The 22,717-nt window shown below is 56.2% G+C and carries 19 protein-coding genes; 15 read left to right on the plus strand and 4 right to left on the minus strand.

The genetic code is table 11. The features are described from left to right. Positions 1-84 precede the first annotated feature (84 nt). Positions 85-1,140 (minus strand): SAM-dependent methyltransferase, encoded by a 1,056-nt coding sequence (locus SV7mr_RS02250; RefSeq protein ID WP_145268827.1) that lies wholly within the window; start codon positions 1,138-1,140, stop codon positions 85-87. A 110-nt stretch (positions 1,141-1,250) separates the two neighbouring features. Beyond that, complete coding sequence (locus tag SV7mr_RS02255) at positions 1,251-2,648, minus strand: amidohydrolase family protein (protein ID WP_419187989.1); 1,398 nt, start codon at positions 2,646-2,648, stop codon at positions 1,251-1,253. 62 nt (positions 2,649-2,710) lie between these two features. Between SV7mr_RS02255 and SV7mr_RS02260 the strand changes: the two genes are divergently transcribed. Beyond that, the gene (locus tag SV7mr_RS02260; RefSeq protein WP_419187990.1) at positions 2,711-5,131 is read left to right on the plus strand and encodes a protein kinase domain-containing protein; all 2,421 of its coding nucleotides are present in this window, start codon (positions 2,711-2,713) and stop codon (positions 5,129-5,131) included. Here the strand turns inward: SV7mr_RS02260 and SV7mr_RS02265 are convergent. Further along, positions 5,128-5,580: an FHA domain-containing protein gene (locus SV7mr_RS02265; protein WP_419187991.1), complete on the minus strand. Its 453-nt coding sequence runs from the start codon at positions 5,578-5,580 to the stop codon at positions 5,128-5,130. The two genes, SV7mr_RS02260 and SV7mr_RS02265, sit on opposite strands and share 4 nt — an antisense overlap. A 257-nt stretch (positions 5,581-5,837) precedes the next feature. Between SV7mr_RS02265 and mnmL the strand changes: the two genes are divergently transcribed. Next, positions 5,838-6,926, plus strand: a complete 1,089-nt coding sequence (gene mnmL / locus SV7mr_RS02270) for a tRNA modification radical SAM protein MnmL/YtqA (RefSeq protein ID WP_145268829.1) — start codon at positions 5,838-5,840, stop codon at positions 6,924-6,926. 30 nt (positions 6,927-6,956) lie between these two features. On the opposite strand, the gene SV7mr_RS02275 is transcribed toward mnmL, so the two are convergent. Next, positions 6,957-8,459 carry a sulfatase family protein gene (locus tag SV7mr_RS02275; RefSeq protein WP_145268831.1) on the minus strand — a complete coding sequence of 501 codons (1,503 nt, stop codon included), beginning with the start codon at positions 8,457-8,459 and terminating at the stop codon, positions 6,957-6,959. Positions 8,460-8,883: 424 nt separating this feature from the next. Between SV7mr_RS02275 and SV7mr_RS02280 the strand changes: the two genes are divergently transcribed. The 13 genes from SV7mr_RS02280 (at position 8,884) to SV7mr_RS02340 (ending at position 22,536) form a co-directional block, all read left to right on the plus strand. Next, positions 8,884-10,065 carry a hypothetical protein gene (locus tag SV7mr_RS02280; protein WP_145268834.1) on the plus strand — a complete coding sequence of 394 codons (1,182 nt, stop codon included), beginning with the start codon at positions 8,884-8,886 and terminating at the stop codon, positions 10,063-10,065. Between the two features lie 161 nt (positions 10,066-10,226). Beyond that, a complete protein-coding gene (locus SV7mr_RS02285; protein ID WP_419187992.1) occupies positions 10,227-12,908 on the plus strand; it encodes a secretin N-terminal domain-containing protein in 2,682 nt (893 codons plus the stop codon). 185 nt (positions 12,909-13,093) lie between these two features. Next, the gene (locus SV7mr_RS02290) at positions 13,094-14,716 is read left to right on the plus strand and encodes a GspE/PulE family protein (protein ID WP_145268838.1); all 1,623 of its coding nucleotides are present in this window, start codon (positions 13,094-13,096) and stop codon (positions 14,714-14,716) included. A 7-nt stretch (positions 14,717-14,723) separates the two neighbouring features. Continuing rightward, on the plus strand, positions 14,724-15,929 hold the full coding sequence (locus tag SV7mr_RS02295; protein WP_145268840.1) for a type II secretion system F family protein: 1,206 nt from the start codon (positions 14,724-14,726) through the stop codon (positions 15,927-15,929). Then, positions 15,919-16,338 carry a type II secretion system major pseudopilin GspG gene (gspG, locus tag SV7mr_RS02300; RefSeq protein WP_145268842.1) on the plus strand — a complete coding sequence of 140 codons (420 nt, stop codon included), beginning with the start codon at positions 15,919-15,921 and terminating at the stop codon, positions 16,336-16,338. Before SV7mr_RS02295 ends, gspG begins: the two co-directional genes overlap by 11 nt. A gap of 135 nt (positions 16,339-16,473) precedes the next feature. Beyond that, positions 16,474-16,950: a pilus assembly FimT family protein gene (locus tag SV7mr_RS02305; RefSeq protein WP_145268843.1), complete on the plus strand. Its 477-nt coding sequence runs from the start codon at positions 16,474-16,476 to the stop codon at positions 16,948-16,950. Further along, a complete protein-coding gene (locus tag SV7mr_RS02310) occupies positions 16,947-17,378 on the plus strand; it encodes a prepilin-type N-terminal cleavage/methylation domain-containing protein (RefSeq protein ID WP_145268845.1) in 432 nt (143 codons plus the stop codon). The genes SV7mr_RS02305 and SV7mr_RS02310 overlap by 4 nt, the downstream gene beginning before the upstream one ends. Then, on the plus strand, positions 17,378-17,935 hold the full coding sequence (locus SV7mr_RS02315; RefSeq protein ID WP_145268847.1) for a PulJ/GspJ family protein: 558 nt from the start codon (positions 17,378-17,380) through the stop codon (positions 17,933-17,935). Before SV7mr_RS02310 ends, SV7mr_RS02315 begins: the two co-directional genes overlap by 1 nt. After that, entirely contained in the window at positions 17,928-18,926 is a 999-nt protein-coding gene (locus tag SV7mr_RS02320) for a hypothetical protein (protein WP_145268849.1), read from the plus strand. Before SV7mr_RS02315 ends, SV7mr_RS02320 begins: the two co-directional genes overlap by 8 nt. A gap of 104 nt (positions 18,927-19,030) precedes the next feature. Next, positions 19,031-19,627 carry a hypothetical protein gene (locus tag SV7mr_RS02325; protein WP_145268851.1) on the plus strand — a complete coding sequence of 199 codons (597 nt, stop codon included), beginning with the start codon at positions 19,031-19,033 and terminating at the stop codon, positions 19,625-19,627. Further along, the gene (gene gspL, locus SV7mr_RS02330; protein WP_145268853.1) at positions 19,624-21,078 is read left to right on the plus strand and encodes a type II secretion system protein GspL; all 1,455 of its coding nucleotides are present in this window, start codon (positions 19,624-19,626) and stop codon (positions 21,076-21,078) included. Before SV7mr_RS02325 ends, gspL begins: the two co-directional genes overlap by 4 nt. Beyond that, positions 21,075-21,590 (plus strand): hypothetical protein, encoded by a 516-nt coding sequence (locus SV7mr_RS02335; protein ID WP_145268855.1) that lies wholly within the window; start codon positions 21,075-21,077, stop codon positions 21,588-21,590. Before gspL ends, SV7mr_RS02335 begins: the two co-directional genes overlap by 4 nt. A 22-nt stretch (positions 21,591-21,612) precedes the next feature. Further along, positions 21,613-22,536, plus strand: a complete 924-nt coding sequence (locus tag SV7mr_RS02340; RefSeq protein ID WP_145268857.1) for a tetratricopeptide repeat protein — start codon at positions 21,613-21,615, stop codon at positions 22,534-22,536. The last annotated feature ends 181 nt before the right edge of the window (positions 22,537-22,717 follow it).

The raw sequence follows: 22,717 nt of genomic DNA on the forward strand, positions 1-22,717 counted from the left end.
GGAGGCAGCCATTGCGATCTCCGTTCGAATCACTGTGGTTGGAAACCCAGCGCGGCGTCAGCCCGCTGGATCAAACGCTGGAAACTACATTCGAATCGCCATGCAGACTTCGCAGCGGTTGCGCGCGAGCTGTCTGAGGGTGATGCTCTTGGGTTTCCATTGCATGACTTGATTGATCCACTGGGGGATTTTTCTGGCAACTTCGTAATCGCCTAACTTCAGCGTCAGCAGTAGCCCTTCCAGTTTGCATTGGCGATGGGTCACGATATTGTGAATCGTCGTCAGTGTCTTGTCTGGTTTGACGTTTGAATCGGTCAACAGCCATTTTGCCGAACTGTATTCATGTCGCGGCAAGTCCCCCGCACGGGCGCGCAGATGTTTGAAATTGGGATGGTCCATGATCTGTTCGTCCATTTCGGCTGGATCAATCCCAATCACATTCATGCCCAGTTCCAGTAGGTAGCCACAGGCGCCACCGGGTGCGCTACCGATTTCGACAACGGTGTCGCCTGGCTGCATGGGGAATTCGCTCCAGGCGATCGATTCGGCAGCTTTATAGTAGGCTCGCGACACAGGTTCTTGCGGCGGTTCGATGGGCTGAACCCCACCTGGCCAGCAGCTATGGCAATCAGAGGCTTCATGCCAGCCGACAAACCAGTGCGACGGGTCGATCAGAACAACGTCCAAGATGCGTTGTCCGGCGGTGGCAGTCAGGTTGGGTGAATAGGACTTGACCCATTTTTCTTTCAGCTGTTTGTGCATCTCATCGGCCACTGCCAGAGACACTTCATCCAGCCCGGGCTCAAACCCAAACTTGCCAATCGGCAGGCGATCGCGCGGCCACACATGAAGCTGGTCGAACGGCTGGGCGGCGTCATCAAAGGGGCTTTTGTCTAGCAGCAGTTGATTGAGTTCGGTGATCAACTGATTGCCTTCGCCGCCACGCAATTGTCCCAGCGAGTGCGAGCTGGTGCGAATGAAGATCCCCGCAGGCAAGTCGGTGGTTTGGTCGTGTTTTGCGGTGACAAAGCCGGGCCGCGAAAAGGCTAGTCGCCAGCCTTCTTCAGCCATGTCCGCTTTCACGCGAGTTTCCGCGCCGACGGCGCAGCAAAGCATGGCAAATGTTGGTTTGTTGTTCATAGAGTTTCGTTATGACGCTTTTGCAGGGGGCGTGCTTGCACGCACCGATGAACTTGTGTTGCGATTGTGATTGGTTGCAAAATTCGTGGGATGCGTGCAAGCACGGCACGCTATGGGGTGTGATTCTTGGAACGCCACGTGTTGATGCGGGCTTGGATTCCGGGGATTAATTTGGCAGCGTTCTTGTAGTACAGCTTTTGCAGGACTTCATCGGGAAGTTTGATCCCGTAGATGTTCCACAGGCCCTGAGGTGGCGGAACTTTTTCGCTGTATGGAAACGACTCATCGTGCGTTTCAAAGAATCGCCAGTAGTAATGGACGCGTGTTTCGGGAAAGGGACCATCGGTGCCGAACATGATGCGATCTTGATAGCGAATCAGGAAGTCACGCGTCGTGAAGGGTTGGCGTCCAAGTTCGGCAATGCGTGAGGAAGGCTCGATGTAGAGATTCGGGTAAGTGTCCAGCCACTTGGCGACAACTTTTAGATCCTCTGGATGATTCGCCATGTGGGCGCCAATGAACTTGGTCTTGGGGTGTCTGGCAATGACTCGGTTACGAGCATCGAGCAGGCTTTGACGGGAGGGCCACTTCGGTCCGTGGAAGCTCCAGTCGGGATGGCGGCTGAGTTCTTCCCAGCGTTCATTGGTTTCATCAATCGGGTCAAAGAAAGCCGCCGGATCAGCGGTATGAATGATGATCGGCAAGCCAAGTTCGCCGCATTTGGCCCAGATAGGATCCCAGCGTGGGTCATCGATCTTGAGCAACGTTCCATCTGGATTGCGATAGCCCAAGCCAAATTGCTTAAAGAGTTTTAGGCCACTGACACCTTCTGCGGCAGCTTGTTCAAGCAACCTTGCGGTGTCTTCTGCAAAGCCTGGCCGATGACAGGGCCAGAGGTCTGGGCGATCCTGAGGCGCGTTGCCTTGCCAGTCCACGTTGGCAAAGATGGCAAAGCGATCTTTGTACCGCGTCCACAAGTACTCTTGATGCCTCTTGAGTTGAGGCCCAAGTTTTCCATCAAGTGAAACGCAGGCCGCGATGCGGTTGCGATCCATCAAGCCAACGTAGTCTTCCAGCGCTTGGTCGCTGTCGCGTAAGCGATAGTGGAAGTGAGTGTGAACGTCGACGACTGGATGGGTGGCACGATTCAACGGGGTTGTCTTGCCACGCAGTTTTTGTTTTGGGCGAAAGTTGCGCAGCAGCAACTCGCGGCCGTCTCGTCCGTCAAGGCTTTCTGGATCGACCGGCGATTTCGATGTGGAAGCCGAGCCATCCGCTGGGGGGCTCGTGTTGCGCTGAGCGGACGATGCTTGGTCAGGGGCCTGCGTTGTGCTGTCGGATTGGCCGTAACAAGGATTCGCAACCAGCGTGGAAGCGACGATCCAGAGCATCATCGAAAATCCGGCCAACCATTGGACGTGTTGTCGCCCAATGCGAGCTTGCCGCAGTCGGTGAGCCCAGAGGACAGCTGGACTGTTGGTCGTTACAATGAGAAGATTGCGAGACATCGTGGTATCGGATATCGGGTGGCGAGCGTCCAGCAGGGAACTCGAGGCGACTGAGAGATTAGGTGTTTGAGGATCAGGGAGTGGAAAGCAGGGAACCGATCAGCGAGTTGACTGAAGATCAGAGTGCGGGTGATCGTCTGAGCAGTCAAAAGTTGTCGATGCAGGCAACAACTCCGCCGTCAGAGGTTCCAGGGTACCGTCTGGAACGGTTTTTGGGCAGCGGCGCTTTCGGACAAGTTTGGGTTGGATGCGATTTAAACACCGGCCGCCCCGTGGCCATCAAGTTCTTTTTGCATCGCGGTGGGGTCAATTGGTCCTTGCTGAGCCATGAAGTGAAGAATCTGGTGCAGTTGTCCGCTGACCGCAATATCGTGCAGGTCTTGGAAGTTGGCTGGGACAATGATCCACCTTACTATGTGATGGAGCTGGTCACCGGCGGCTCGCTAGAAGACGAACTCAAACGCTGTGGGACGCTGACAGCGGACCAAGCCGTCGTGCTGTTCCGGAAAATTTGTGTGGGGCTTAATCATAGCCACAGTAAAGGCGTTCTGCACTGCGATTTGAAGCCTGCGAACATCTTGTTGGGCGAGGACCATGAGCCGCGTTTGGCTGACTTCGGTCAAAGCCGAATGACGGATGATCAGACGCCCGCCTTGGGGACGCTGTTTTATATGGCGCCCGAACAGGCCAGTGTGGGCAGCAGTCCCAGTACCGGCTGGGATGTGTACGCCGCCGGCGCAATCATGTATCGCATGGTGACCGGAAATGCCCCGTACCGGACACAGGAAACGCTGGATCATTTAGACGCCGCAGGCTCGCTTCCCAAGCGGTTGGAATGTTACCGACACAGCATTCAGCAATCGCCGCCACCACAGCAGCATCTGCAAACGCAAGGTGTGGATCGTTTAATGGGACAGATCATCAGCCGCTGCATTGCGGCTGATTCCCGCCAGCGATTTACTAACGTCCAAGAGATCATTGATGCCCTGGATCGTCGCGATCAGGTGCGACTGCAGCGGCCGCTGATGCTGCTGGGAGTGCTGGGGCCGATGCTGCTGTTGATCGCCACCGCCGTGTTTGCTTTTCGCACCGTCGATAATGCGGTCGATCGGACGCGAGATGCATTGCACACCGAAGCCGAAGGCAGTAATCAACTGGCGGCCAAGTTTGCTGCCAGGACGTTAGAAAACGAGCTCGATCGTTACTTTCGTCTCAGCCTGCAGGAGACTTCCAAGGCGACCTTTCAGCAGCATGTGCGCGACGCTCTGCAAGACCCACCGCTCAAACAAGCCTTGGATGAAATCGCCGCAGCAGGGACCAGTCGAGAGGCGCGGCAGCGCACTCAAGCACGTGACGTGTTGTTGGATTCTGCCAGTCGCTTGAAGTTAAACGAATACTTTCAATCGCGTTTGCAGAATTATCTCGGTGCACCCGAAACAGCCCATGTGCCGCGCTTGGCGACCATTTTTGTCACCGATCCGCATGGCACCATTGTCGCGATCGCTTATAAAGATCCGGTGTCCAGGGAACAGGACAGTTCAGGTAGAAACTACGCCTACCGGACCTACTATCATGGCCTGGAAAATGACCTCGAAGATTCAACACCAATCGCATCGATTCAGCCACTGTCGAACATCCATTTGTCATCTGCATTCCAGTCCACGGCCACCGGACTATGGAAGATCGCGATCAGCTTGCCCGTGTATTTCGATCGCCCCAAGCGGCTCGTTGAGGGGGAACCAACGGATGATTTGAAACGCAAACCCGACGCGGTGTTTGTGGCGACGATCAACTTGGGTGAGATTGAGCTACTGCAGTCGGAACAGAAAGACAAAGTCGCCGTGCTCCTGGATGCTCGTCAAGGCAATTTGCAAGGAACCGTCTTGCAGCATCCCTGGATGGAATCGGATCAGGGCAAAGCTGCGGTTCGCGAAGGAGCACGGTTTCAGGTCGAGCCGGCCATGATGAGCGCCTTGCTGGACGGCCAAAACGTTGCCTACACCGATCCGATTGCCAAGGTCGACGACAGCGAGGACTATCAGGGCGAATGGATTGCTGCCATGCAACCGGTCTGGGTGCCGGAGAGTCAGGCGATCGCCGACTCCAGACGGCGGTCTCCGGAAGATCGCAAATCAGGCTTGTTGGTTTTGGTCCAGTACCACCTCAGCGCGGTGTTGTCCCCGGTCCGAAAGATGCGTGACAGTTTGATCTGGGAAGGATCCGTCGCCGTGGTCGCCATCTTCCTGGTCAGTGTCACGCTGTGGTTCTGGGTGCGACGCGGCAATCGGCCTGGCAACCGTCGCCTGGCAACCGAGGTGCCGCAGATGGGGCGATTGCGTTCGACGGTTGCCGCGGAATCAACCTCGCCATTGGCGGCAGAATCCAACTCCGCAGAATCCAACTCCGCTGGGGCCGCTCAGCATCGCCAGAGCCCTGAAGGGGCTGAGTTGACCGAGACCATCGAAGTTGAAAAGCAGGTCTAGGGCGAGGGACGCTTCTTTGGCGAGCGGCGACTAAGGCCTGCTCGGTCCATCAGCGAGCTCTTCATGACCTCTTCCACGTAGTCATCGTCTGGTGGTGGAGGCCCGTAAGCACCCAGCGTTTGCGGGTCGTATTCGACGATATAATCGTGGCGAGCGATGGACAGTTTGCATTTGGGGTCCAATCGTTTGCGATTGATTCGGCGTCCGTCGACCTTGACCCCGTTTCGGCTGTTCATGTCGCGGATGAACCAATAGCCCTGTTCCAGAGACATGCGGGCATGCTGTCCGCTGACATTATTGAATTTCAATTGAATGTCAACATCGCTGCGGCGACCGACTAGAAGGCGTGATTTTAGCAAGGGGATCGGGTCGCCACCCCCTGTTGGTGTCAACTGGCCGTACTTGCCAGCAAACTCCTGTTCGTCATTAAACTCGTCCAGAAGATTCACAGTTTTGCTCGTCGAGAGATAAATAAAAAGCGAATGGATCCAAATAAATAAAACGGCAACCCTAAGATTACCCAACTTCAGGATACCCAGAAAGCAATTCGCTGGCCAAACTGAAGCGAGAAACTTTGAACCGAGAGCTGGATTGCCAAGTCCTCCATTATGGTGGGAGCCACCTGGATTGGAACGGCCAAAACGGCGTTCTTGAACTCGAATTTTTGGGCCAGTTGTCCAGACAACTGTTTTTTTCGACACCAAACATGGATAGCGAAGGCATTGTGAACGGAACCGCTGAAACCAACGAGCTTCCGTGGCAACAGGAGGGGCTGCTTTACAACACCTTCGGTCGGGCACTCCGTCGTCGCTTTGGTGGGCGCGTTCAGCGTGTCAGTGTCGATGCAGGTTTCACCTGTCCGAATGTGGATGGCGCTTTGACCCGAGGCGGTTGCAATTTCTGTGACAATCGCTCCTTCAGCCCCTCGCGGCGCGTGCGTTTAAAACGAGTCAGCGAGCAGCTGGCCAGCGGCATCCAGAGCGTGCGCCGACGCTATCGAACCGTCAGTGGCTTCATTGCCTATTTCCAGCCGGCCACCAACACCTATGCTCCCGTTGATCAGTTGGAAGAAATCTATCAGCTGGCCTTCAATCAGGATCCCGCGATCGTTGGTTTGGCCATCGGTACGCGTCCTGATTGCATGCCCGAGAGTGTCATTGAGTTAGCGGCGAAACTTGCGCAGCAACATTATGTCTCGGTCGAGTTTGGCATGCAGACCATGCATCAACCCGGACTGGACTGGATGAATCGAGCGCATTCGCACGACGATCTGATTAACTCGATTGATCGCAGTCGTGATCGAGGTTTCGAAACGTGCGTGCACATCATTCTGGGAATCCCCGGTGAGACCCATCAGCACATGATGCAGACGGCATTGGAGGTGGCCAAGTTGGGGCCGGACGCCATCAAACTGCATAATTTGTATGCTGTTCAAGACACTCCACTGGGACAGGAGGTGCTCGATGGCACCGTTCACATGATGGAGCGTCAGGACTACATCAACACTGTCGTCGATTTCTTGGAACGAATCGCACCCGAGACGATTGTTGAGCGCATCAGTGGTGATGCGCCGCCACAGTATCTGATTGAACCCAAGTGGTGTTTGGAAAAGTCGGCTTTAAAGCTGCAGATTGAAGCAGAGTTTCGCCGTCGTGGAACCAGACAGGGTTCGCTGTACCAGCCACCCGACGTGCTGCCAAGTGATCGCCCCAGGCCTGTCGATAAGACCCCGGAGGCCGTCAAAGCACAGATTGATGTGCGCGGCCGTTTGCCCGTGTTAAAGATGGAACGTTGATCGCGTTCAAGACGATCCGTGATCCTGTCTCTACTTGATCGTCGGTGGTCCCATCACTTGATCGGCCGCGTTCTCTTCACCGGGTGTGATGGCTCCCTCGGAATCAATTTGATTCTTCTTGAGTTTATTGCCCGTGGTGCGATCAAAGGTGTCCGGTGAGATCTTTTCGGGGACGCTGTCCCTGGTTTGCGCCATCCAGGTTTTCAAGACGGTCTGCAACTTGTCTTGGGTGGTCGCAAGCTCTGGTTTGCCAGCCAGATTGACCAATTGATGAGGATCTTGTTTGACGTTGAATAACGCGACGGCTGGTCTTGGGCTGGTAAACACGTCCGCTTGAGCGTCGTTCAAATCGCCCGTTGCTTGTTTGGCCAGCAATGCCTGGTGCGATGGACTGCGAACAGAGTCAGCTGGGCCTTGCCAAGCCAAGTAGGGGCGGCGATTGATCAGGTACAGGTAGTCACCGTGGCGAACACTGCGTCCGTAGGCTTCATAGTCGTGCCAGTTGTGTTCGGAAAAGGCGTACTGACGCGTGGCGGCGGATTGGCTTTTGAACAGCGGTTGCATGGCAACGCCTTGAAAGCTTGCCGGTAGCTCGCATCCCGCTGCGGTCAGAATCGTTGGCGCTAAATCAATCACGCTGACCAATTGGTCACTGACGCCCGTCCAAGCGATCCCTTGTGGCCAATGAGCAACCAAGGCGGTTTTCATTCCGGAATCGTGCAGGCGAGTCTTGGCACGCGGAAACGGGCGGCCGTTATCCGCTAGAACAAAGATCAATGTGTTGTCCAAGACGCCTTGCTCTTTGAGTTCATCGACAACCACTCCGATGCGATAGTCAAATCGAGTGACTTCGTTGTAGTAGGATGCCAGGTCTTGACGCGTTTGCTGGTCGTCAATCAGAAACGGGGGCACGACCACGTCTTCGGCCCGGTGCATGGGGCCGTACTTGTCCGTCTGCCATTGTCGGTCCGCGTCCCAGCCTCGGTGCGCATCATAGGATGCAAACCAACAGAAGAACGGTTGCTCTTTGGGACGCTTTTGGATCACGGAAAGCCAATTCGCTGATCCACTGCTGTCATTCGGCTGGCGCCCACCATCAACGTGATCAAAGGCCGTCGGACGCGGCTGTTGACCCGCTTTCGGTGGTACCGATTTCATGTGATGCTTGCCGCTCAACGCGGTGTAGTAGCCTTGATCACGCAACACCTCTGGAAACCAAGGCAGGTGTGTGGAGATCGGTTGGTGCAGTTCGGCTGCCTTGCCGTTGTTGTGCGGAAAACGCCCCGTGATGATGCTGCTGCGAGACGGACTGCAACTGCTGGCGGTCAGGTAAGCGCGATCAAACCGCAGTCCTGTGGTTGCCAGTGAATCAATGTTGGGCGTTCGCGCCGCGGCGTTGCCATAACATCCGTAATCATTCCAGCTGACGTCGTCTGCAATGAAAAGGATCACGTTCGGCCGCGATTCGCCCCAAATGGTTCCAGAGAAGAGCAATAACCAGAGAGGTGCTGAACGAACAATAAATGCTAGCATGGAATCGGTGCGGGAGAGGGGAGGCAACACGCGGAAAGAGACGGAGCAAAATAGTATAGTCTCCTCTGTGCAGCTTTCGTTGCCTCTGGCAGTTTTCTGGGGGGCTGTTAAGCTGGTTCAGTGTTAAGCTGGTTCAGGGGGGCAGGGTCTGGGGCTGGCTCTGGGGGCAGGCGTTTGATGAGAAATGATTCTCGCTTGTTGGCGTGAGCAGCCAGTGAGTCTGTTGGGCACACAAGTCGCCTCGGGCAACGCAATGCCAGGCCGTCCAGTGAGGCACGCCAGGCCAATGATCCAGTCCCTGAGTGACCAGAGTTTACCCTTCGCTGGCCATGCGGTGATCGCCAGTGAGCCCGCTTCAACAAGCTGGGCAATCCGTCGCAATGACGCGGCATCTTGATTCGAACGTTTCGACGATGGAGCCATTATGTCAGCGACTTCAATTGCGGCCCCGATAGGGTGTCATGCTTCGGTTTTGCAACGCCTGTCTGCATTACCTGTCTCGGTGGCCTCGGAATCCGGCGACTTGCTGCGTTGCTTAGGGTCGCGTCCCTGTTATGGAGTGGCAAGCAGTCATTTTGGTCGCAGCAATCTTCATCTTGCCCAGTGCTGTCGAGCTCTGCGCATCACGATGCGTGACACTTGTCATCGCGGTGGCGTGCTGGTCAGCGTGCTGGGAACGGCAATTGATAGCTGGGCCGCGTTGGCTGCGAGTCGGTTTGAGATGCCGTTGATCCGGTTTCGTCTTGCGGATTCGGGGACGGTTCCTGGCCAACTGGTTCCTTGTCAACAGGGGCCGTTGCAATTCGAGGTCCCAGTCCAGACGTCCCTGTCAGCAGATCGCTTGCTTTTCGCGCTCTCACCGCGGGTGGATGTGCTGTTTCGTCGCTCTGGCGGCAGGATTGATCAGGCCATGCGGTGGCGACTGGCTGTCGATCAGAGTGCCTGGCTGCGCGTCTCAGAGTCTGAGCCGGCCGATGGTAAGCGTGATGAGCTGATCCACAAGCCCGCGTTGCCGTTGCCGCTTCGGATCAACGCTCCGTCTCACTTTGTGGACCCCGGTCGTCTCTGTTCCACGTCGTGTTGGTGTCGCCAAGAAGACGAGTGGTTGATTCATTGCACTCGGCAGCGCTTTGGCCCCTGGCCCAATCAAAGCAAGGTGGAGTTCCTGTTGTCGCTGTTGGCGGGTGCTGATCTCCGCCAGTGGACGCCGCAAGGTGTCTTGGAACGCATCCTTTCTCAGGGACGCTTGACGGCGTCAGCTGTGACCAGTGACCGGCGATTTCCCGTGGTTTGTTTTTCGGCTCGGTCGTTATCGCATTTGCTTGCGCAGCGCTGTTACCGACCCCATGTGCAGCGCTGGGATTACGAGCCCTATGGCGTCGCGATTCGCAAATCAGCGGCGATTGATTTGGGGATTCGGCCGGTGATCTATGGCACTCGGCAGACCAAGGCGAGTCTGCCGATGGATCAACGCTATCGATTTCAGGCGATTGGAAAGCAAACCGATTGGCGCTCAGAGCAGGAGTGGCGCAGCTTGCAGGACGTCGATTTAACACAGTTTCACCCCGACGACATTCGTGTGTTTTCATCAGCTGCCAGCCGTTAAGCCCGGTTTTTTGATGTGTAGGGTTTTGGCAAACCGTGTCTAATGCCAGAACGGCTGATGGCCGCTGGTCAGTCTCTCTTGACCTGCTGAGGGTGGATTGACTAGTTAGACGCGGAAGCTCCGCAGCGCACCGATCGGTAGGTTTGATGGTTTCTTGTTCAATGTTCACTGAATTACGCCGCTGGGTTGGTCTGCTGGCGATTGGCATCGCTGTGGTCAGCCTGGGCTCAGACTGCGCTCAACGGCTGGCTGCTCAGGGCCCCGCTGCTCAGGGCCCCGCTGCTCAGGGCCCCGCCGCTCAGGGCGAGCAGATCGTCCAGTTGAACCTTTCGGGGTCGGTCAAAGTCACGGCTCTATTGGATTTGATGAGCCAGGAGCTGGGGATTCGATTCCTGCATGGGACCGATATTGCCCGGCGAGAAGTCACGGTCTACACCCCAGCCGCACTGCCGAAAAAAGTCTTGCCAACGCTGCTGGGCAGTCTGCTGCGTGAGGCCAATTTAGCCATCGTCGACTCGGAGGTTCCGGGCTGGAAGCGCGTCGTCGACATCGCAGAGATCAGCAGCAGTGCCCCGGCCGGAGATGCCCAAGAGGTCTCCCGTCGCAATGGACCGGCGGCCGCAGTCACACAAGTCTTGCGAGTCAATTACATCGACGTCGCCTCGGTTTCCTCGCTTTTGAAAGGGTTCATCAGCAAGGGTGGAGCAAGCATTGTTGCCATACCCGATCAGCGGATTTTGATTTGCAACGGTTATGCGGCGGATGTCGCGCTCGTCGCCGAAATCTTGAGCTTGATCGATCGTCCGAATGCCGAGGGTGCGATCGAATTTTATCAACCACTGCGTCGAACACCGGAAGCACTGATTCAGCAGTACGAGGGCATTGATGCTCAGAACAGTAGCGGCCGGGCCTCCAACGTGCCCAAGCCACGGTTGTTAGTTGATCCGGCGGGACAGCGAGTGGTGGTGGCTGGATTGGTTGATCAAGTGGCTGATGTTGTGCGTCTGTTGCAGCGACTCGACAGTGGCATGCAATATTTAACTCGCGTTTACCGGTTGCAGTACGTTGCCGCCAGCCGGATCGATAACCTGATTCAAGGCATCACCGGCAGTGACGATCAAGACGATCTGCAAAGCCCAGTCAATCGATCGGTTGAAACCACGATTGACGAAGAAGGCAATCTGCTGGTCGTTCGCGGTGGCGAGACCATTCATCGGCAAATTGAAAAGTTGATCGCTGAATTGGATCGACCGGTTGATTCAGAGGCGAGCCCCATCCGTTTTTATAAGCTCCGCAACGCGACGGCGGTGGAGGTGTTGACTTCGTTGTTGGCGCTTCAGCAAGTCTCTGGGAACTCGGTGGCACAGGCAGGCGGTTTGTTGCCAGGCGCGTTCGGGACCTTAGGGGGCGTTGGACAAGTCGGTAGCATCGGCCCCAATACGATGCTGCCCGGTGGTCTGGGGGCAGGTAGTTTGGGGACAGGCAGTGCAATGAATCGGTCTGTTGGCGGAATCAATCCACTGGCCGGGCAGAACAATCCCTTGCTCGCCGATGCTTCCCTTGGCCTGGTCGGAGAGAACCTTGCGAATAATATGCCCAGCACGCGAGTTGCCAATCAGAATGCAGCGCTTGCCGGCCTGTACGGAAACAGCTTTGTCGCAGGTGGCATGGCGGCTTCGTCGGTGGCGATTTTGCCAGGCGGGGCACGAATCAGTGCTGATGTCTCCACGAACAGTTTGATCGTTTATGCACCCAGCAATGTGCAAACGATGTACGAGCGACTGATTCAGTCCCTGGATCAGCGACGCCCTCAAGTGCTGGTGCAAGCGGACATCATTGCCATTGATACCAGTGACGATTTTGCGTTGGGAGTTGAAGTGAGCGTGGGAGATCGTACAGGCGCCGACCGGGCGTTTGTCTTCACCTCGTATGGACTGAGCGAGGTGGATCCAATCTCCGGTGCGTTGACGGTGAATCCCGCCGCTGGTTTCAATGGTGTCGTGGTTGATCCCGATGTGGCTGACGTGGTTGTCCAGGCAGTCAGTGGGCATCGTCGTGGTAAAGTCTTGTCATCACCCAAAGTGCTCGTCAACGATAATCAGACCGGTATCTTGGATAGCGTCGCCAGTGTCCCCTTTCAGGCGTTCAGTCAAGGCCAGTCATCGACGTTGCAAGGTTTGGGTGGCAACCAGGAGGCAGGCACAAAGATCGAAGTGACGCCACACATCAACGAAGACGATCACTTGCAACTTGAGTTTGACATTGAATTTAGTACCTTCGTTGGTACCAGCAGGGACAATCTGCCGCCGCCACGCCAGATTGATCATGTGGGAAGTGTTGTCACCATTCCCGACGGTAAGACGATCATCGTTGGCGGTTTGAAACGAACCAACGACGGCAAAGCTTACACCGGCATTCCATTCTTGGAGAAAATCCCCGTCGTGAAGCATCTCACGGGGCTCACCGCCGAAGAACAGCAAACCATGTCGTTCTTTGTCTTCCTGCGCCCTGTGATTCTGCGTGATTCTCAATTCCGAGACCTGCAGTTTTTGTCGAATTTGGAATCCGCTGATGCCTGCCATCCCGGCGATGCACCGCTTAGCGGTCCGGTGGCGATTCTGGGCGCACAGGGTTCCGGTGGTTCCTGCCCGCCCAGGCGACTGAGGTCACAGGCGACCAGTTACGGCTCGATTCCGCTAGAACAATGGAAAAGTTTGACAGAGCAAGAAACTTTACCATCGAACAGCTATCATGAAGTGCCCCGGTCGATGCCCGTGCCAATCCCCGTGGAAACGATTCCCGTTCCACCGGTCGGTCCAGCACCAGGTTTGTTAGGACCCTAGTGTTTTAGAGGATGAGTCTTTTAGGATCATGAGTGTTCTAGCAGGCATTCGTCTCGTGAGACCCGACTCGTTGGCCTTGGCATCGTCCGGTTCGATCCGCCGTCACATCAACAAAACGCGTTGATCGGTTTGGCGAACTGCACGCTGGGGATTCTTCGTCCAATGTTTTCTCTGTCCAACGCTCTATGTCTGAAACTGCACTCGATTCGTCCGCTCATGAGATGGCAGCGCGTTTGCAGATGCCCTTGGTTTCCGACCTAGATTCTTACACGCCCTCGGCGTTGTTTGTTCGTCATGTGCCGATCTCGCATGCGCGTCAACATCATGTGATGGGGTTTGCCACCGAGCATGATGGAGTGATTCAACTTGCCATCGATTCCATGGCTGGCTATGCCCAATTAGATATCCTGTCGCGCGCCCTTGCTCAGTCCCTGGACGGTTCCCTGCAATCGTTCACGGTGCAACCTTTACCAGCGGCGAGCGAAGCGATCTTGAAAGCGATCAATCAAGCTTACGCGTCACAGAACAGTCAAACCCAGCAGGTCATTGATGCGTTGGATCCGGATGCCTTACTGAGTGAGCTGGCTCAGTTGCCCGCGGCGGAAGATCTGTTAGACACCGAAGGCCGGGCGCCGATCATCAAGCTGGTCAATCACATGTTGTTTGATGCCGTCAAGTCGGGAGCCTCGGATATTCATATTCAGCCTTACGACGATCGCTTGATGGTGCGACAGCGAATTGACGGCGTGCTGTTTGATGCCTTTGAGATTCCCAAGGCTGTCCAAGAGGAAGTGCTTTCTCGCGTGAAGGTGCTCGGCAGGATGAACATCGCAGAGAAGCGGTTACCTCAGGATGGTCGAGCGACCGTCCAAGTGGGCGATCGCGTCGTTGACTTACGCATTGCCTCTTTGCCCACCAGTCATAATGAACGAATCGTGATTCGCTTGTTGGACAAAAGCGCTCGGCTGTATTCACTCGCTGACTTGGGCATGCCCAGGCATGACTTGGACCGCTTTAGTCAATTGATTCGTCGTGATCATGGCATGATTTTGGTGACCGGGCCAACCGGAAGCGGTAAAAGCACCACCCTGTATGGTTCACTGCAAGAGATCAATTCGCAGGAACTCAATGTGCTGACGCTGGAAGACCCGATTGAATACCAATTGGATGGGATCAGTCAGACGCAGATCAACGAAAAGAAAGGAATGACGTTTGCGTCGGGGATGCGAAGCGTCCTACGCCAGGATCCCGATATCATCATGGTTGGCGAAGTCCGTGATGCAGAAACCGCGACGATGGCGATTCAAGCGTCGCTAACAGGGCACTTGGTGTTCAGCACGTTGCACACCAACGATGCCGCCAGCGCCGTGACGCGCTTGCTGGATCTGGGCACAGAGCCTTACTTGGTCAGTAGTTCACTGGTCGCTGCGCTCGCACAGCGACTGGTGCGGCGGTTATGCGAACACTGCAAACAACCGGCTGAACCGTCTGCAGCCGCGGCAATGCCCCCGGTTCCCGAATCGCTCTTGGCGGCTCATGGCTTAGCCGCGGAGTCGTTACCAGGTGTCTTTCGAGCGGTTGGCTGTGACGCCTGTCGGGGCACCGGATATCGAGGACGCGTGGGGCTGTTTGAGTTGTTGGTTTTAGACGATCGTTGTCGTGAATTGGTCCAACAACGTGCCGATGCAGCCGCGATTCGCACGGCAGGTCTGCATTCAGGAATGCATCTGCTGGTCACCGATGGTCTGTTGAAGGTCCATCAGGGGATGACCACGATGGATGAAGTTCTGCGAGTGACCACGTTATAGTTGACCGATGGCTGTCTACACTTACTCTGGAATCGATCGTACCAAACGCAGTGTCCAGGGGACCGTGCACGCCGACAGTCCCCGGCAAGCGCGTGATCGACTGCGCGATCAGGGGATCTTCGTTCGCAAGATCACCAGTACCGGTCAACGAACCACTCGGTTGTCGCTCCCCCAATTGAATCTGATGAAGTCCAAGCGCCATTGGGCTGATTCAGTTGGTGAATTGGCAATGTTGTTGCGCGCTGGCATCACATTGCTTGATGCCATGGATACGATTGCTAGGGAACATCGCGGAGCGTATTTGCAGGCTTGGTTACAGGTTCGTGAAAAGGTTGCTGCGGGTGAATCCTTTGCACAGGCGTTAGCCTCGCGTCCGGATTGGTTTGATGATGCTTCGATTCAAATGGTTGAAGTTGGCGAAAACGCGGGGACCTTGGAAGAGGTCTTGGAGCAAGTCGCTGAGTTCAAGCAGCGTCAAAGACGTTTGACCGATGCCTTGACAACCGCATTGCTGTACCCGATGTTTCTGGTTGTCTTTGGAGCCGCCGCCGCGGTGTTCCTGATGACTCAGGTCCTGCCACCTTTGTTGGCGAACCTTGAAGAAACCTTGGATCAATTGCCCTGGCCAACACGCGTTGCCAGAACGCTAAGCGATGCCTTGCTGGACTACCGATGGTCTTGGGGCGGATTGATTGTGGCAGTGATCGTTGCGGCGGTCGCGGCTTGGCGTCATCCACGGACTCGCTTTTTGATCGACCGCTGGATCTTGAAGCTGCCGATCATCGGTCCCATGGTGTGCAAGCAGAACGTCTCTCGAATCGCGATGATCATTGGCACCTTGTCGCGCAGTGGCGTGGAATTGACGCGTGCGGTGGACCTGGCCCAGCGTTCGACGTCCAATGGCGTGCTGCGACAGGCATTGAAGGAGTGTGGGGCTCGTATTGCCGCTGGAGAGGAGTTTGCCGATGCTCTGGGGCGACACCAGGCCTTTCCCCCCTTGGCTGTTCGCGTTTTTTCCGTCGGACAAGAGTCTGGCAAGCTGGATGAAATGTTATTTCGTCTCGCCGACGATTATGATGAACAGGTCAAGACGGCATCGGCGCGATTGACCGCGCTGATCGAACCGGTCTTGATCCTTGTCTTGGCACTGATGGTTGGCTTTTTATTGTTGGCCACAATCCTACCTATTCTTGAAGCCGGAAATGTACTCTAAACGCTCCTCTCGACGTGCGGCCTTTTCATTGGTTGAATTGATCGTGGTGATGGTGATTCTTGGCATGTTGGCCGGCTTGGTTGCCATCAAGACACGTGGCTATTTGGTCAACGCGCGCATCAATGCCGTGAAGACGGAATTTGCGACCATTGCGGAGGCATTGGAAACCTTCCGCATTGAGGAAAACCGGTATCCAACGGACGACGAAGGCTTAGAGATCTTGACTCAGCCGACCGAGACCTGGCCGGAGGGGTTCTTGTCCAAGGTGCCAGTGGACCCCTGGGGCAATCCCTACCTGTACTTTGTCTCGGATCAAAGCTTTGAAGTCGTTTCGCTGGGCGCTGATGGTCGCGAAGGAGGGCAGGGTGAGGAGGCCGATTGGTCCAGCGAGATTCTGAACGAATCATGATCCAGCGGCCAGAACGTTGCGCCCAGTATTGGTGCCAGTGTGGTGTGCCAGTGTGGTGTGCCAGTGTGGTGTGCCAGTGTGGTGTGCCAGTGTGGTGTGCCTACATACGTCTGATCATTCCCAGAGAGTGCTTCCATGCTGATCCCTTGTGCCAGTCGCCGCGGTTTCTCGCTGATTGAGTTAATGGTCGTGGTGGTCTTGCTGGCAATCATGGCGGCGCTGGCCAGTGTGCCAGTCAGCGGTGCCCTGGCGCGTCAGGATCTTTCCCGGTCCGTGCAACTGATTCGGCTGTTTGATTTGCGTCTGCGGCATCAGGCACAGTTGGAACGCGAGCCCGTCAAAGGCTTGATTGATCATCAAACGGGACGGTTGGTCGTTCTGGTCGATGGAGATCCGGTGAAGTCGTTTCAGTTGCCACAAAGCGTTGCCGTGCAGGCCATCGGCAACGTGAACCGAGGGATCGAGGTGGCGGGTAATGGGGACGCAGTAAGCTATGCGGTCCAGTTGGCGTGTCGTGGTGCCACGCAGTGGGTGCTGGTTGTCGGCGGCAGTGGGCAGGTGTTGGTGGACGTTGATCCGCGGTCGGTCAAAATGCTGTTGGGGGTCCAATGAACAGGCAGTCAATCAGAAACAGCCTGGCAACAAAACGCAGGCTGATAACAAAACGCAGGCGAGTTGGATTCACTCTCTTGGAAGTCGTCGTTGCCCTGGTCTTGATGGGTTCCGTCTTGGTGGCTTCGTTGCTTGCGTTTTCAAAGCATCAGCGGCAAGTCGCGTTGGCTGAGAAACGCTTGCAAGCTGTTCAGGTGGCCGACCAGATGGTGCAGCGTTTGGCAACGTCACCGACAGGGATTCCCACGCCAGCTAGCGGCAGCGTGGTCGGTCATGTTGGCTGGATCTGGCGCACCGAGATTGTGGGCCGAGTCGCGGTTGCTGATCAGTCGCTATTGGTCGTGCAGTACAGCATTCTGGATGTTGCCAATGGTCAGTCTGCGGTGCCCTTGGTCAGTGTTCAGGTCGTCAAACGCGAGGGCCTGTAATGAGTCCCAGGCAGTGCAACTTGAGCCGCTCGCGGCGCTGTGGCTTGACATTGATCGAGCTGGTGGTGGCGATGGTGTTGGCCAGCATCATGATGGCTGCGGTCGTGCGGATTGTCGCCGTAGTGTCGCGGCAAACCGCCCATCAGAAAGCTCAGCAAGCACAAGGCTTGGCAAGTGGGCATTTGATGCAGCGCATGCAACAGGAACTCGTCAATGCCCGTGGGATGGTGGTCAGCGCCACAGGGATGCAACTGGAAGGGTTCTTTGGTCCCGAGCAGATCCCTGATTTGATTCGCTATGAAGTTGTCAACGTTGGTGATCGCAGTTGTTTGGTGCGACGCCGTGGTACGGATGCTCAGTTGTGCTGGGTCGGTTTTGGAGGCTTCGTGTTTCAGCCTTGGGAGACCAGTGAAGGTGGCGAATCGACGGCTGCGGTGAAGTCCGGGTTGCCGGTCTCACTCAGTCAACTGCCCAGGCCGCCGGCACGTTTTCTGTTCGGCTGGCGTGATTCCGATAGCACCGTGTTGCAGCAGGAGGTCATTTGCCATCATGAATAGATCCCAGAACGACCAACAGGGATATGTCTTGATGGTTGTGATTGCGCTTTTGGCACTGGTGGTGACAGCACTGGCGTCGCTGTCATCGATCAGTTTGCGACAAGCGCTGGCAGCATCCGATGCGCAAACGCGTTTGCAGATTCGGTTGGGGGCGCTGTCACTGGAACAAGCCGTGCTGCCGCGCGTCGGTCACTACTACGATGACTTGCAAAAGCAATGGGAAAAGCAGGGCAGTGAAGGTGCCGATTCGGTCACCTTAGGAGCTCCCGTGCGCAGCGTGGTGGTCTTTGGTGGCGTCACCTACGATTTACTATTCGCTGATGAAGATGCCAAACTGAACCTGAACCGGCTTTACCACGTCGGCCAGGTCCAACGGGTGAACGAATCGCTGCAGAGTGTGTTGCCTCCACCCGCCTTGTCAGCGGTTCGAGTGATTCCGGCCTTGCCGAGTGCGACTTGGAAAGCGTTTGAAGCTCGCGACGATGATGCTCGTCCAGGTCGAGACGCCGGCGAAGAGTCGCTGGATGATCTCGACAAGCAGATCACTGCATCGATGGTGGTCCCCAATGCGATGGCGAGCTGGGGGCAGGTGTTTGACTTGCCAACACTGGCCCAGCGATTTGACAGCGGCGCCGCACTTCCCAATGTGACTCAGCAGATTAGCCTCTGGAGCGGGGGGGCGGTGAATCTTCGTCGAGCCCCTGATGCCGTGATTCTTGCTGCTGCCCGCTGTGTGCTCAGTCAGAGTGATGCTGACCAGCTTCTAGACCGATACCATGAAAACCCAACGATCGGCGTCGAGATTCTGGTAAATGGTCAAACCGAATCGAAGACAGAGCGGGAGCGTTTGCTTAAACTATTAGGGCAATCAAGCAGCAGCTTTTCGCTTTGGGTTGACGCCAAAGCTGAGGGGCAGCCACGACAACGCTGGTTCGCCGTGATGTTGCAGGACGAAGAAGGGACATCGCAGATCGAACGCTGGGCGTTCTAGTGCATGTCTCCCGCAAGCAGGTCTGCAGCGACTAAAGTCGTTCTGCGGTGATCGTTCATGCTGCTTGGTCATCGCTCCTTTTATTCATCCTGGTGGACTCGTTGATGACACTTGCGACACAGCGTCGACTGATACAAGCGGCGATGGTAATCGCCATTGCCTGTGGAGCCACTGCGCTGTTTTGGGTGCTGCGACCGATTCCTTTCGCCGATGGCAACACGCGGGCTGGAACCTTGGCGTTCGCAAACGCCAACAAAGATGGTGCAGGCAACGAATCAACCGGTCCCGCTGCGAAGACGGATCAAACAGGAAAGGTGCCGCCTGAACGTTATGAGTTGGCGTTGCGATCACCGCTCTACGTTCCGCCGAAGCCACCGCCGAAGAAGGTTGACAAGCCAGAGTCCCCAGCTCCCAAGCCGGTTCGAGCTGCCCCGCCCGCATGGACATTGGTGGGAACCATCATTGAGCCAGGGCGACGGTTGGCGATCCTCTCTGATTCATCAGGAAAAACCGACATTGTTGTTTCCGGAGAGGAGGTTCAATTGCAACCCAGTGGTGTGACCGTCACCAAGATCACCGCCGAATCGGTCACTTTGGATCGTCAGGGAAGCACTTCCAAGGTCAGCTTGGATCGATCGTTCCGCGCTGGGCAAACGGGCGGCAAGACGCCCAAACGCAATGAACGGGGACGCAATCGATGACGTCTTCTGTGGGTGTGATTCGACAGACCGATCGAGGTTGGGAGCTGACCGTTGCGGAGCAGACGCGTGTGATGACGTGTGACGGAGATTGGCAGCAAGAGTTCGTCGATGCCTGGCAAACGCTCTGCGGCAATCATCGGGCCGCGAATCGGCGCTGTCTCATCACGCTGCATCGCAGTGAGTGTTTCTTTGCGACATTCCCGCTCCCGGACGGAGTCTCTGGAAAAGATCAAGACGCACTCGGGTTTGAACTCGAACGTGTGTTGCCTTTGGACGCCGAAGCCATGGTCGCAGACTATCGCGAATCGAGTGACGGGACTCAGGTTCATGCGATGGCTGTCCAGGCCCAGCGGTTCACTGCATTGATCCGACATCTCGAAGCGATGGAAACAGAGATCATCGCGATCGTTCCCGAAGCCAGTTTGATCGCCCGAGCAGTGGCTCGTGAAGTCAATCTGCAACAGCCTTTCTACCTGCTGATCAATCCGTCATCGCCAGCCCAGAACGAATCGCCAGGATCGAGTGGCTGTGAGTGGATTTTGATTTCGCAGGAGGGGTTCCAACAGTGGACGCAATTTCCAGGTGGTCAAGCGGACTTGCAGCGCGATCTCAACGTGATGGCTGACCGAGTGGATCATGCCTTGCCGGTGGTTTGTGTGGGCGAGCCGATTGCGATTGCTCTGGCCAATCCGGTCATTGCTTTGCCGGCCCCCATCGAACAGATTGAGCAGTGTTTCCAGATCGGTGTCAATCAAGTGATCGCTGGTGGCGTTGGCCGCTGTCCAGATTTCCGCCGTGGTGAATTGGCGCCAGCAGATCCGCTGTACGCAATTGCCAAGCCTCTGAAACAATTGACTTGGGCTCTGGTGGCAAGTTTGTTAGTGATCGCCATCGGAGCAACAGTTCGCGAGCGTTGGTTGATGCAAGCCAGCGAGCAGCTTCAGCGGCGTAAGACGGATGCCTACCGCGAAGTCTTTCCCGATCGACGGGTTCCCGTTGCCGTGATGAGTGCGGTGCGGAACGAGTATCGTCGTGTGCTGGGGACGCGAGGGAATGGGGACGCGGTTGAACGGCCTGTGCCGGCGACGGATGTTCTACGCGCCGTTTTCTCTGCGCTCAGGCAAACCGAACAGTTGGGCATCGAGTTTGTGATCAATGACGTGGCGATTGAGAACGGCAGTCTGCAACTCAGTGTTCGTGTGAACGAGTTTTCACAGATTGGAACCATCACGACCCATTTGGAACAACAGGGGTTTGATGTCCAGGACCCGAGTTCCGATCAAGTTCCAGCATCCAATGATTTGCCCCACGTCACGTACCAGTCAACCATTCAGGCGGACTACCTTGGTGCTCAGACGCCGCTTACATTGGACACCGATCAGGGCTCGGTTTCGCCTCCGTTGGTGATCGCCTCACGCGACGCAGCATCAGATAGTGGAGGGCGGCAATGAATCGCACTCGATTACTGGTCGTCGTCGCGCTGGTCTTATTGGCATTGATCACGCTCAATCAGGTCGGTGCCGCGTGGCAGGCAGCGGCGCGGTTGCAAGCAGACCATTCGGATTTGACTTTGTTGCGTGGGCAGCTGACTGAGATACGTGAGCTGTCCGATGCACCGACGATCGCCGCGTTGCAAGTTGAATCACCTGAGTTGATTCCCAATCGCATCGATCAGGCGCTGGCTCGAGCCGGCCTGACTTCGCGTGCCTTTGCTGGGCATACTCCCGCCGAGCCCAGGAGGATGGGAACGTCCGAGTTTGTCTTGCGCACCGTGGACATTTCTTTGAACGGCTGCACGGTTGCCCAGATTGCCGCGTTTGCCCAGGCAATGCGTGAGGATGCCGATGGGACGGTCGTTCGTGATTTACAGCTGCATTCTCCCAGCCAACAGGGTCGCCGAGAGCTGTGGGATTGCGAGTTGGTCTTGACCCAGGTGGTGTTTTCCCCGAAAAGCGACTCATAGAGCCGTCTTTTTCGAGAAAAACATGTCATCAGCGGGATCCCTCTTCGCGTCACCAGTCGTTGTGGTGCGCGGTGCTGCGCTGTTGGCAATGTGTTGGGTGCTGTTGGGCGCCGGCTGTTCCACCACCACTCGGCATGAAATGCTTGCCGTCAGCCTGCCAGAGAAAGATCCGTCTGTACGAGCCTCTCGATTAACCGTCTCCGCCCTGCATGCGGTCGAGCTGGGGAATTTGGATCGAGCTCGAAACCTATTGCAACGAGCTGTTGCCCTTGCTCCCAATGATGGCCCGGCATACAGCAACTTAGGATTGGTTGCCTATCAGCAGGAGCGTTTCTACGAGGCCGTTGAGGCGTTTGAAATCGCTGTGGAGTTGCTCCCCGGTGACGCGCGAGCGCTCTACAACTTGGCGGTGGCCTACGAGGCTGGTGGTCAGGTTGAAGAAGCTTTGGGACTGTATGCGCAAGCGGTGGAGATAGACGGTGCGGATCCCATGCCACTGGGGAACCTGGTGCGCCTGCGAATCCGCTTGGGCGATCGTGATGAAAGCTTGCAGCAGCAGTTGCGGGATTTAGCATTGATTGAAAATCGTCCCCAGTGGCGTCGCTGGGCAGACATTCAACTGGCACTCAATCAGAATCAGATGCTTGATCGAGGTCCTGCGGTGCCTGATTTTAACGCGACCGTCGGCGGGCGATCGTCCGGTGAAGCTGATTTGCCGCCAGAGGCATTTGATCTAGAGAGTCGCATCATCGATCTCACCTTGCAACCGGTTCCCAAGGAAATGCCATCGCTTGATGATGGAGCAGGTTTTCTAAGAAAGGGGCGTGTGCCGAGTGTCGCCAAGGCGGTCGCGGTGGAGTCACAGCGCCGGACGCGTAGCGAGCAGTCGGTGCAGCAGGCGTCAGCAGAATCCGAGTTCGCCGAATTACTCTTGTCCACCGACTGAGCCGACCGTTCAGCAGCGACGCCAAATCTGCGGGGGACCGTCCCCTGAAACCATTTGTTGCCTGAACTCTCCCGCTTGCGGGAGAGTCGAGCGTTAGCGAGGTGAGGGGAGTGCCGGGATAAAACCGGATTGAGATAGGGAATGAAAGTGTCCTACGTAGAAAGTCTAGCCAACTGCTATG

The organism is Stieleria bergensis, assembly GCA_007745635.1.
Lineage (GTDB): Bacteria > Planctomycetota > Planctomycetia > Pirellulales > Pirellulaceae > Stieleria > Stieleria bergensis.

Excerpts from the sequence above, each read along its gene's own strand:
- SV7mr_RS02295 (WP_145268840.1), top strand. The coding sequence starts at position 14,724 with ATGGCTGTCTACACTTACTCTGGAATCGATCGTACCAAACGCAGTGTC.
- mnmL (WP_145268829.1), top strand. The coding sequence starts at position 5,838 with ATGGATAGCGAAGGCATTGTGAACGGAACCGCTGAAACCAACGAGCTT.
- SV7mr_RS02340 (WP_145268857.1), top strand. The coding sequence starts at position 21,613 with ATGTCATCAGCGGGATCCCTCTTCGCGTCACCAGTCGTTGTGGTGCGC.
- SV7mr_RS02280 (WP_145268834.1), top strand. The coding sequence starts at position 8,884 with ATGTCAGCGACTTCAATTGCGGCCCCGATAGGGTGTCATGCTTCGGTT.
- SV7mr_RS02285 (WP_419187992.1), top strand. The coding sequence starts at position 10,227 with ATGTTCACTGAATTACGCCGCTGGGTTGGTCTGCTGGCGATTGGCATC.
- SV7mr_RS02325 (WP_145268851.1), top strand. The coding sequence starts at position 19,031 with ATGACACTTGCGACACAGCGTCGACTGATACAAGCGGCGATGGTAATC.
- SV7mr_RS02290 (WP_145268838.1), top strand. The coding sequence starts at position 13,094 with ATGTCTGAAACTGCACTCGATTCGTCCGCTCATGAGATGGCAGCGCGT.
- SV7mr_RS02310 (WP_145268845.1), top strand. The coding sequence starts at position 16,947 with ATGAACAGGCAGTCAATCAGAAACAGCCTGGCAACAAAACGCAGGCTG.
- gspG (WP_145268842.1), top strand. The coding sequence starts at position 15,919 with ATGTACTCTAAACGCTCCTCTCGACGTGCGGCCTTTTCATTGGTTGAA.
- SV7mr_RS02320 (WP_145268849.1), top strand. The coding sequence starts at position 17,928 with ATGAATAGATCCCAGAACGACCAACAGGGATATGTCTTGATGGTTGTG.
- SV7mr_RS02250 (WP_145268827.1), bottom strand. The coding sequence starts at position 1,140 with ATGAACAACAAACCAACATTTGCCATGCTTTGCTGCGCCGTCGGCGCG.
- gspL (WP_145268853.1), top strand. The coding sequence starts at position 19,624 with ATGACGTCTTCTGTGGGTGTGATTCGACAGACCGATCGAGGTTGGGAG.
- SV7mr_RS02275 (WP_145268831.1), bottom strand. The coding sequence starts at position 8,459 with ATGCTAGCATTTATTGTTCGTTCAGCACCTCTCTGGTTATTGCTCTTC.
- SV7mr_RS02315 (WP_145268847.1), top strand. The coding sequence starts at position 17,378 with ATGAGTCCCAGGCAGTGCAACTTGAGCCGCTCGCGGCGCTGTGGCTTG.
- SV7mr_RS02305 (WP_145268843.1), top strand. The coding sequence starts at position 16,474 with ATGCTGATCCCTTGTGCCAGTCGCCGCGGTTTCTCGCTGATTGAGTTA.
- SV7mr_RS02335 (WP_145268855.1), top strand. The coding sequence starts at position 21,075 with ATGAATCGCACTCGATTACTGGTCGTCGTCGCGCTGGTCTTATTGGCA.
- SV7mr_RS02255 (WP_419187989.1), bottom strand. The coding sequence starts at position 2,648 with ATGTCTCGCAATCTTCTCATTGTAACGACCAACAGTCCAGCTGTCCTC.